General features: G+C 38.7%; 11 protein-coding genes. 10 read left to right on the forward strand and 1 reads right to left on the reverse strand.

Translation table 11 applies throughout. From position 1 onward, the window contains the following. The first annotated feature begins 28 nt into the window (after window positions 1–28). The 8 genes from rodZ to pcsB all read left to right on the forward strand — a co-directional run bounded on the left by rodZ (window position 29) and on the right by pcsB (window position 6,456). On the forward strand, window positions 29–853 hold the full coding sequence (rodZ, locus tag O3658_RS09220; protein ID WP_371561056.1) for a cytoskeleton protein RodZ: 825 nt from the start codon (window positions 29–31) through the stop codon (window positions 851–853). Between the two features lie 12 nt (window positions 854–865). Next, window positions 866–1,405 carry a CDP-diacylglycerol--glycerol-3-phosphate 3-phosphatidyltransferase gene (pgsA, locus tag O3658_RS09225; RefSeq protein WP_371561058.1) on the forward strand — a complete coding sequence of 180 codons (540 nt, stop codon included), beginning with the start codon at window positions 866–868 and terminating at the stop codon, window positions 1,403–1,405. Between the two features lie 2 nt (window positions 1,406–1,407). Continuing rightward, window positions 1,408–2,235, forward strand: coding sequence for an energy-coupling factor ABC transporter ATP-binding protein (locus O3658_RS09230; RefSeq protein ID WP_371561060.1), 828 nt, complete (start codon window positions 1,408–1,410; stop codon window positions 2,233–2,235). Further along, window positions 2,220–3,059 carry an energy-coupling factor transporter ATPase gene (locus O3658_RS09235; protein ID WP_371561062.1) on the forward strand — a complete coding sequence of 280 codons (840 nt, stop codon included), beginning with the start codon at window positions 2,220–2,222 and terminating at the stop codon, window positions 3,057–3,059. The genes O3658_RS09230 and O3658_RS09235 overlap by 16 nt, the downstream gene beginning before the upstream one ends. Next, the gene (locus tag O3658_RS09240; RefSeq protein ID WP_371561064.1) at window positions 3,052–3,846 is read left to right on the forward strand and encodes an energy-coupling factor transporter transmembrane protein EcfT; all 795 of its coding nucleotides are present in this window, start codon (window positions 3,052–3,054) and stop codon (window positions 3,844–3,846) included. The genes O3658_RS09235 and O3658_RS09240 overlap by 8 nt, the downstream gene beginning before the upstream one ends. Window positions 3,847–3,867: 21 nt before the next feature. Continuing rightward, on the forward strand, window positions 3,868–4,689 hold the full coding sequence (mreC, locus tag O3658_RS09245) for a rod shape-determining protein MreC (protein WP_371561066.1): 822 nt from the start codon (window positions 3,868–3,870) through the stop codon (window positions 4,687–4,689). Continuing rightward, window positions 4,686–5,180 carry a rod shape-determining protein MreD gene (gene mreD, locus O3658_RS09250; protein ID WP_371561068.1) on the forward strand — a complete coding sequence of 165 codons (495 nt, stop codon included), beginning with the start codon at window positions 4,686–4,688 and terminating at the stop codon, window positions 5,178–5,180. The genes mreC and mreD overlap by 4 nt, the downstream gene beginning before the upstream one ends. 91 nt (window positions 5,181–5,271) lie before the next feature. After that, window positions 5,272–6,456: a peptidoglycan hydrolase PcsB gene (pcsB, locus tag O3658_RS09255; protein ID WP_371561070.1), complete on the forward strand. Its 1,185-nt coding sequence runs from the start codon at window positions 5,272–5,274 to the stop codon at window positions 6,454–6,456. Between the two features lie 317 nt (window positions 6,457–6,773). Here pcsB and O3658_RS09260 read toward each other — a convergent pair whose 3' ends face one another. Further along, window positions 6,774–7,940, reverse strand: coding sequence for an IS30 family transposase (locus O3658_RS09260; protein WP_371561072.1), 1,167 nt, complete (start codon window positions 7,938–7,940; stop codon window positions 6,774–6,776). Window positions 7,941–8,233: 293 nt separating this feature from the next. On the opposite strand from O3658_RS09260, the gene rpsB reads away from it, so the two are divergent. Both rpsB and tsf read left to right on the forward strand, forming a co-directional pair. Next, window positions 8,234–9,013 carry a 30S ribosomal protein S2 gene (rpsB, locus tag O3658_RS09265; protein ID WP_000268459.1) on the forward strand — a complete coding sequence of 260 codons (780 nt, stop codon included), beginning with the start codon at window positions 8,234–8,236 and terminating at the stop codon, window positions 9,011–9,013. 78 nt (window positions 9,014–9,091) lie between these two features. Further along, window positions 9,092–10,132: a translation elongation factor Ts gene (gene tsf, locus O3658_RS09270; protein WP_000808071.1), complete on the forward strand. Its 1,041-nt coding sequence runs from the start codon at window positions 9,092–9,094 to the stop codon at window positions 10,130–10,132. Window positions 10,133–10,154 lie beyond the last annotated feature (22 nt).

The raw sequence follows: 10,154 nt of genomic DNA on the forward strand, positions 1-10,154 counted from the left end.
AATACACTAGAAAGAAGGAATGTTAAGTATGAGAAAAAAAACAATTGGCGAGGTCTTACGCCTTGCAAGGATTAACCAAGGATTGAGCTTGGAGGAATTGCATAGAAAGACGGATATTCAGCTGGATTTGTTGGAGGCACTGGAAACAGATGATTTTGACAAACTACCGAGTACTTTTTATGCTCGCTCTTTTTTGAGAAAATATGCTTGGGCGGTTGAATTAGATGAACATATTGTTCTAGATGCCTATGATTCAGGTAGTATGATTACTTATGAAGAGGTAGATGTTGATGAGATTGAGCTTTCAGGACGTAGACGTTCAAATCGCAAAAAGAATTCATTTCTCCCGCTATTTTATTTTATTCTCTTGTCTTTATCAATTTTAATTTTTGTAACCTACTATGTGTGGAACTACATTCAAACACAACCAACTGCACCAGCTACAGCGAGTTATAGTGTGGTGAGTTCAACAAGTAGCTCTAGTAGTGTAGCATCAAGTAGTAGTCAAGCTACTAGTTCATCAAGTTCGAGTGAGGCAACTACTTTGACTGTTTCAGGTCAGGGAGATACTTTATCAGTGGAATATAAGACATCTAAAGATTCTGCGGATCTTCAATTATCTGTAACAGATACAACAAGCTGGATTAGTGTTTCGGATACTGATTTAGCAGGAGGAGTGACTCTTGAACCTAATAATAAAACAGCCAAAACAACCATTTCTAAAGGATCTCCAGTAACCATAACATTGGGTGTTGTTAAAGGAGTATCGGTGAAAATTGATAATAAGGAAATTGACACTTCAAAATTAACTGGTCAAACTGGTTGGATTACTCTAACATTAAGTTCAAACTAAAGGAAGGATAACATGAAAAAAGAGAATATTCCTAATATGCTTACGCTTGGTAGAATTTTATTTATTCCGATTTTTATTCTCCTTCTATCAGTTGGACCATCTCCTGTGTTACATAAAATAGCAGCAGTTATTTTTGCTATTGCCAGTATCACTGACTATCTAGATGGTTATTTAGCTAGAAAATGGCAAGTGGTTAGTAATTTCGGAAAGTTTGCGGATCCAATGGCTGATAAATTATTGGTCATGTCAGCCTTTATTATGTTGGTTGGTCTAAAGATGGCACCAGCTTGGGTGGTAGCAATAATTATTTGTCGTGAACTTGCTGTCACTGGTTTACGCTTGCTCTTAGTTGAAACAGGAGGTACTGTTCTAGCTGCTGCTATGCCTGGAAAAATCAAGACATTTAGTCAGATGTTTGCGATTATATTCTTGCTACTTCACTGGAATGTGCTTGGTCAGATAACTCTTTATATTGCCTTGTTCTTCACAATTTATTCTGGTTATGATTATTTCAAGGGAAGCGCATATTTGTTTAAAGGAACCTTTCGTTAGATATGGAATCGATTATTGAGATAAAAGACCTGTCTTTTCGATATCAGGCAGATCAAGAACATTATGATGTTCATAACATTTCGTTTCACGTGAAACGTGGAGAATGGTTGTCAATCGTTGGTCATAATGGTAGTGGAAAATCAACGACAGTTCGTTTGATTGACGGATTACTTGAGGCAGAATCTGGAGAAATTTGGATAGACGGTGACTGCCTAACTCCAGAAAATGTCTGGGAAAAAAGACGTAAGATTGGTATGGTCTTTCAAAATCCTGATAACCAATTCGTAGGAGCAACTGTTGAAGACGACGTTGCTTTTGGACTGGAAAATCAAGGAATCCCACTTGAAGAGATGAAGAAACGCGTTTCTGAGGCTTTATCATTGGTTGGGATGGCTGAATTTGCTAAAAAGGAACCATCTCGTTTATCAGGAGGTCAGAAACAGAGAGTAGCTATTGCAGGAGTTGTAGCTCTGCGACCAGATATTTTAATCTTGGATGAGGCTACAAGTATGTTGGACCCAGAAGGACGACTAGAGTTGATTAAGATAGTCCAGAAGATTCGCCAAGACCACCAGATGACAGTTATCTCTATTACGCATGATTTAGATGAGGTGGCCATGAGTGACCGTGTTTTAGTGATGAAAAAAGGAGAGGTCGAGTCAACAAGCACTCCTAGAGAATTATTTTCTAGGTCAGATTTAAATCAAATTGGCTTAGATCAACCCTTTGTCAACCAATTGAAAGAATCATTACGTACTAGTGGTTTGAATTTGCCAGAGTTCTATCTTACAGAAGAGGAACTTGAGGAGGCTTTATGGGAATTATTCTAGAGAATGTTAGTTATACGTATCAGGAAGGAACACCCTTTGCTTCAGCTGCCTTGTCCGACGTCAGTTTGTCAATAGAGGATGGCTCTTATACTGCCATTATTGGGCATACAGGAAGTGGGAAATCTACAATTCTACAACTCTTGAATGGTTTGTTGGTTCCTACAGAGGGAAGTGTTCGTGTCTTTGATACATTGATTACATCAACATCCGTCAATAAGCAAATTCGTCAAATTCGTAAACAAGTTGGGTTGGTATTTCAGTTTGCAGAGAATCAAATTTTTGAGGAGACTGTCTTAAAAGATGTGGCTTTTGGCCCTCAAAATTTTGGAGTTTCTGTAGAAGAGGCAGAAGCTATTGCGCGTGAAAAACTAGCTTTAGTAGGAATCGATGAATCACTCTTTGAACGAAGTCCATTTGAACTTTCAGGTGGCCAGATGAGAAGGGTTGCTATTGCTGGAATTTTGGCGATGGAGCCTAGCATTTTGGTCTTAGACGAACCAACAGCTGGTTTGGATCCAATTGGTCGAAAAGAGTTGATGGCCTTGTTTAAAAAGCTTCATCAAGATGGCATAACAATTGTTTTAGTAACCCACCTTATGGATGATGTGGCCGAATTTGCTGACCAAGTTTATGTGATGGAAAAAGGGAAACTAGTTAAGGGTGGGAAACCAGGTCTTGTCTTTCAAAATGTCGAATTTATGGAAAAAATCCAATTGGGTGTTCCTAAAATCACACGATTTGCTCAAAGGCTAGTTGACAGAGGAATTTCTTTCGAACAATTGCCGATAACGATAGAGGAGTTTAAGGAGTTTATCAATGGATAATATGATTTTAGGTCGATACATACCAGGAAATTCGATTATTCATCGTCTAGATCCTCGTAGTAAGTTAGTAGCAATGATTTTATTGATCATCATCGCTTTTTGGGCCAATAATCCAATTACAAATCTCATACTCTTCATTGCAACAGGCATATTTGTCGTTTTATCAGAAGTTCCCTTATCTTTTTTTATAAAAGGTTTGCGATCTATGTTTTTTCTGATTGCTTTTACAACCCTTTTTCAACTGTTCTTTATCTCTGGTGGTCACGTCTTGTTCGAGATGGGATTTATAAAAATCACAAGCTATGGTATTGAGCAGGCAGGAATTATTTTTTGTCGCTTTGTGTTGATTATTTTTTTCTCAACCTTGCTAACCTTGACGACTATGCCACTAAGTTTGGCAACAGCAGTTGAATCCTTGCTTGGACCTTTAAAAAGATTTAAAGTTCCAGTTCATGAGATTGGGCTCATGTTGTCTATGAGTTTGCGATTTGTACCAACCTTGATGGATGATACGATTCGCATTATGAATGCTCAAAAGGCGCGTGGTGTTGATTTTGGAGAAGGAAATGTAATCCAAAAAGTTAAGGCTATGATACCTATTTTGATTCCTTTGTTCGCTACAAGTTTGAAAAGAGCAGATTCTCTTGCTACAGCCATGGAAGCTAGAGGCTATCAAGGCGGGAATGGACGCAGTCAGTATCGACAGTTAAATTGGATGAATAGAGACAGTATGGCGCTATTATTTGTTTGTGTATTGGGTGCAATTCTATTTTTGCTAAAATCTTAGAATGTAATATGGGGTAGAGGTATGAATCGTTTTAAAAAATCAAAATATATCATTGTTCTATTTGTCGTTATACTAGTAGTTTCTGTTTTTTTAGTGACAACACAATCCAGTGCAGTTGTGACAAAAGCTGGAGATGGAATTTCATTGGTCGATAGAATAGTGCAAAAGCCTTTTCAATGGCTTTCTTCCGTAAAATCTGATTTAGGTCGTTTGACCAGAACCTATAACGAGAATGAAACTCTCAAAAAAGAACTCTATCAGATGAAGAAGGAAACGAATGAAGCAGACAGTCTGAAGGAAGAAAATGAGCAACTACGTCAGTTATTGGATATGAAGTCAAAATTGAGTGCAACCAAGTTAATTGCTTCTGACGTCATCATGAGAACTCCTGCAACCTGGAAACAAGAGTTGACAATTGATGCAGGTTCTCAACAAGGTGTGACCAGTAATATGCTTGTGATTGCTGGTGGGGGACTAATTGGAAGCGTGGGAAAGGTTGAAGATAACTCTACTGTGGTCAACTTATTGACCAATGCGGAAAATACGGACAAAATCTCCGTTAAAATCCAGCATGGTTCCACTAGTATATATGGCATTATTATTGGGTACGACAAAGAAAAAGATTTGCTGAAAATTAGTCAGTTAAACAGTAGTAGCGACATTAGTAAAGGCGATAAGGTCGTAACTGGTGGTCTTGGTAATTTTAATGCTACTGACATTCCAGTAGGTGAGGTCGAATCTGTGACGCATAGCAATGACTATCTGACAAGAGAGGTGTTAGTCAAACTTCAGTCTGATTCAATGAATACCAAAGTCGTAGAGTTAGTGGGGAACCCATCATGAGACTGTTGAAGCAGATAGGGATGTTTTTACTCTTGCCTATAGTTGTCTTAATAGACAGTCATTTAGGGCAATTTGTAAATAGTTTTTTTCCACATTTTCAAATTGTGAGCCACTTTATCTTCATCTTCTTGTTGTTTGAAACAATAGAAGTATCTGAGTATCTGTTTTTAGCTTATTGCCTAGTTCTAGGGCTTATATATGATATTTATTTCTTCCATTTGATTGGAATCGCTAGTCTTCTTTTTGTGATTATTGGTGCAATCATTTATAAAAATAATGCGATTATTTTATCAAATAGATGGACTAGACTATTAGCTATTTTAATGATGACTTTCTCTTTTGAATTTGGTAGTTTTCTTCTAGCGCAAATGATTGGATTAACTGCTGAAAGTATAACAGTCTTTATCGTTTATGGTCTAGTTCCGTCAATGATATTAAACTGTTTATGGATGTTAGTTTTCCAGTTTATTTTTGAAAAAATATATCTATAAGAAAGAAACAAAACTGTAATAAAGGCGTAATATTTATTAGGCCTTTTTTTGATATACTAGTATTGTCTTAAAAGAAGGAGTATTCACACTTATGAAGAAAAAAATCCTAGCATCACTTTTGTTAAGTACAGTATTGGTCTCACAAGGAGCTGTTCTTTCAAGTGTTAAAGCAAATACAACAGATGAAAAGATTGCTGCTCAAGATAGTAAAATTAGTAACTTGACAGCTCAACAGAAAGAAGCTCAAAAACAAGTAGACGAAATTCAAACTAAAGTTTCAGCTATTCAATCAGAGCAAGAAAAATTGCAATCTGAAAACGAAAAACTTCAAGAAGAATCTAAAAAACTTGAAGGTGAAATCGCAGAGCTTTCAAAAAATATTGTAGCTCGTAATGCATCGCTTGAAAACCAAGCTCGTAGTGCACAAACGAACGGAACTGCTACAAGCTACATCAATACGATTATTAACTCTGACTCAATCACAGAAGCTATTTCTCGTGTAGCAGCTATGAGTGAAATCGTATCAGCAAACAATAAAATGTTGCAGCAACAAAAAGAAGATAAGAAAGCTATCTCTGAAAAACAAGTTGCAAACAACGAAGCAATCAATACAGTCATTGCTAACCAACAAACACTTGCTGACGATGCTCAAGCTTTGACAACAAAACAAGCAGAATTGAAAGTAGCAGAATTGAACCTTGCAGCTGAGAAAGCTACTGCAGAAGGTGAAAAAGCAAGCTTGTTGGAGCAAAAAGCAGCAGCAGAAGCAACAGCAAAAGCGGCAGCGGAAGCTGAAGCAGCTTACCGAGCTCAACAAACTAGCCAACGTCAATCAGTTGCAGCTTCAGCTAACACAAGCTTTGCTGCGCAAGTACAAGCGGCTTCATCATCAAGCAATGAAGCACCAAGCTACACTCCTGTAGCAACTCGTCCAACATACAGTACCAATGCCTCAACTTATCCAGTTGGAGAGTGTACATGGGGTGCTAAGACATTAGCTCCTTGGGCTGGAGATTACTGGGGTAACGGAGGACAGTGGGCTACAAGTGCAGCGGCAGCAGGCTTCCGTACTGGTTCTCAGCCACAAGTTGGTGCGATTGCTTGCTGGAATGATGGTGGTTATGGTCACGTAGCGGTTGTTACAGCTGTTTCATCTACAACTAACATTCAAGTATCAGAATCTAACTATGGTGGAGACCGTACAATTGGTAACAAACGTGGATGGTTTAATCCAACTACATCACAAGGATACGTTACTTACATCTATCCAAACTAATGAAAAATTGAGACTCAGATTGGGTCTCTTTTCTTATTTATAAGATGGTGAAATCCCAAGTTTTCGCTAAATTCCCAAATTAAGTTCCACCGCTAGTAAAAGTGGAAGTTAATCTGATAAAAATCCTAAAAACCAGTGGAATTCCGTGTCAGAGTAAATTCCACTGGTTTTACTAATGCTTGATTTCATCGCTTCTGTAGCCGAAAAGAATCGAAAAAAAGAGCGCACAAAATCTCCTCACCTGAAAGCGTTTCAGATTAAGTTTCGCTATGGTGGAAGTTAGTGTGAGACGTTTGAATGGGGTTAAAGATTAGTTTTTAGATCTTATGTTGGAGTAATTTAGAAGACTGACAAACGTCTTCTGCAGGTATTTTAGAAATGCCGAGAAGCTTAGGAATCTCTTCTCCGTAAGTAAAGGCAAAGAGTTCATAGGCTGACTTTCCATTCAAAGCAGCGCGTTTGACGCTATTGACATGTGAACAAACGAGATTGATGTCCTCTTGAGTTAAATTGTTAAAGGAAGTTCCCTTAGGTAGAATGTCGCGAATCAGCGTGTGATTTTTCTCAATTCTGCCTTTCTGGTCAGAGCGATTAGGGTCACAAAAGAAAAGCTTACTCTCTCCTCGCACATCCATTTCGATGTCATCAACCCTGGCAAACTCTCCTCCATTATCTGTCAGAATGACAGGGAAGAGTTGGAAGAAATCATTGTCGGCTTGGTGAAGAGTGTTCTTGATGTCATAGAGGTGTTTGGTAACCTCAAGGGCAGTTTTATTCTCCAGAAGTCTAGCGAAGATAAAGTTACAGAAAGATAGATTGAAGGTGAGTAGGACTTTACCTCCCATTCTGCCCATAACTGTGTCCATTTCCAGCCAAGATTCTAGTTGATTAAGTGCTAAATAGTTTTGGAAATCCTCATAGGACCGTCCTTTTTTATCTTCTTTAGGGATGGAAGGTAGCTTACTTTTTCGTCTTTCTTTAAATTTAACGGCTCTGACTAGGTCAATAGGAGCGATAGATAGGTATCCCTTTCGGATATGTCGATAGACGGTTGAGGAGCTAACATCAATATTGTGAGTTTTCAGGATATGATAGATGTGTTGTCCCTTTTTAACACCATCAGAAATGACTTTGTCCATGTCCCAGAAGGTCTTGGAATTGAGAGGAGTGCCTTCACGAGCTTCGCCAAGAGTTTGTTCGTACTGCTTTTGAGCTTGTTTAGCGAGGTAGAAGATTTTCTGATAGCCACAGTTTTGTCTTCTTTTAGGACATCCATTACAGACAAAGGGAGCTTTATCAAGTAGAGGGCAAGGAATGTTGTTATAGGTAGAGTCTCTAATTTGTTTGTTTCGTTTGACTTCTTTAGAAACAGTAGTCGGGTCTTTTAGAATAAGTTGCCCAATAGCTTTGAAGGTTTCACCGCGCTCTAAACTTAGCTGGATGTCATTACGGTCTGAAAGGGTAAGGTGTTTATGTTTTGTCATAGTGGACCTCATTTCTAACTCAAACGTCTCACACTTAATTCCACCATAAAAATCCGTTTTAGACTAATTTCCACTTTGGTCAGGCAAGTGGAAGTTACTTTGAGAAATTACCCACGACAAGTTTTCATCGAAAAACTAACAAAATTACTTGAAAAAAAGATTCAACTATGGTAGAATGAAACTTGTCGTGTGAACGATAATACTCATTCTTGATGAATTGTGAAACAGTTGCCCTTGGGTCGTTTTGCGAGTTGAAGTCAAGAAGAGGAAAAAAACAAAAAGGAGAAATACTCATGGCAGTAATTTCAATGAAACAACTTCTTGAGGCTGGTGTACACTTTGGTCACCAAACTCGTCGCTGGAACCCTAAGATGGCTAAATACATCTTTACAGAGCGTAACGGAATCCACGTTATCGACTTGCAACAAACTGTAAAATACGCTGATCAAGCATACGACTTCATGCGTGATGCAGCAGCTAACGATGCAGTTGTATTGTTTGTTGGTACTAAGAAACAAGCGGCTGATGCAGTTGCTGAAGAAGCAGTACGTTCAGGTCAATACTTTATCAACCACCGTTGGTTGGGTGGAACTCTTACAAACTGGGGAACAATCCAAAAACGTATTGCTCGTTTGAAAGAAATTAAACGTATGGAAGAAGATGGAACTTTCGAAGTTCTTCCTAAGAAAGAAGTTGCACTTCTTAATAAACAACGTGCACGTCTTGAAAAATTCTTGGGTGGTATCGAAGATATGCCTCGTATCCCAGATGTTATGTACGTAGTTGACCCACATAAAGAGCAAATCGCTGTTAAAGAAGCTAAAAAATTGGGAATCCCAGTTGTAGCGATGGTTGACACAAATACTGATCCAGATGATATCGATGTAATCATCCCAGCTAACGATGATGCTATCCGCGCTGTTAAATTGATCACAGCTAAATTGGCTGACGCTATCATCGAAGGACGTCAAGGTGAAGATGCAGCAGCAGTTGAAGCAGAATTTGCAGCTTCAGAAGCTCAAGCAGATTCAATTGAAGAAATCGTTGAAGTTGTAGAAGGCGACAACGCTTAATTCATATAAATAGTAATTACCTAGGAGGGCGGGGCTTAGCCCGGCTCTCCTATTTTTAAAAAATATAGGAGAATCAAAATGGCAGAAATTACAGCTAAACTTGTAAAAGAGTTGCGTGAAAAATCTGGTGCCGGTGTTATGGACGCTAAAAAAGCGCTTGTAGAAACAGACGGTGACATCGAAAAAGCGATTGAATTGCTTCGTGAAAAAGGTATGGCTAAGGCAGCTAAGAAGGCTGACCGTGTTGCTGCAGAAGGTTTGACTGGTGTTTATGTTAACGGTAATGTTGCAGCAGTTATTGAAGTAAACGCTGAAACTGACTTCGTTGCGAAAAACGCTCAATTCGTTGAATTGGTAAATACTACAGCTAAAGTTATTGCTGAAGGAAAACCTGCTAATAATGAAGAAGCACTTGCTTTGACAATGCCTTCAGGTGAAACTCTTGAAGCTGCATACGTATCTGCAACAGCAACTATCGGAGAAAAAATCTCATTCCGTCGCTTTGCATTGATTGAAAAAACAGACGCACAACACTTTGGAGCTTACCAACATAACGGTGGACGTATCGGTGTTATTTCAGTTGTTGAAGGTGGAGACGAAGCACTTGCTAAACAATTGTCAATGCACATCGCAGCGATGAAACCAACAGTTCTTTCTTATAAAGAATTGGATGAGCAATTCGTTAAAGATGAGTTGGCACAATTGAACCACGTTATCGACCAAGACAACGAAAGCCGTGCAATGGTTAACAAACCAGCTCTTCCACATTTGAAGTATGGATCAAAATCTCAATTGACTGATGAAGTGATTGCTCAAGCTGAAGCTGACATCAAAGCTGAATTGGCTGCAGAAGGTAAACCAGAAAAAATCTGGGACAAAATCATCCCAGGTAAAATGGATCGCTTCATGCTTGACAACACTAAAGTTGACCAAGCTTACACACTTCTTGCACAAGTTTACATCATGGATGACAGCAAGACAGTTGAAGCATACCTTGAATCAGTTAACGCTTCAGTAGTTGAGTTTGCTCGCTTTGAAGTTGGTGAAGGTATCGAAAAAGCTGCAAACGACTTCGAAGCTGAAGTTGCAGCTACAATGGCAGCAGCCTTGAATAACTAATAAAAAAGTAAGGAAGCTAATT

The organism is Streptococcus sp. 27098_8_69 (assembly GCF_041432445.1).
In the GTDB taxonomy this organism is placed as follows: domain Bacteria; phylum Bacillota; class Bacilli; order Lactobacillales; family Streptococcaceae; genus Streptococcus.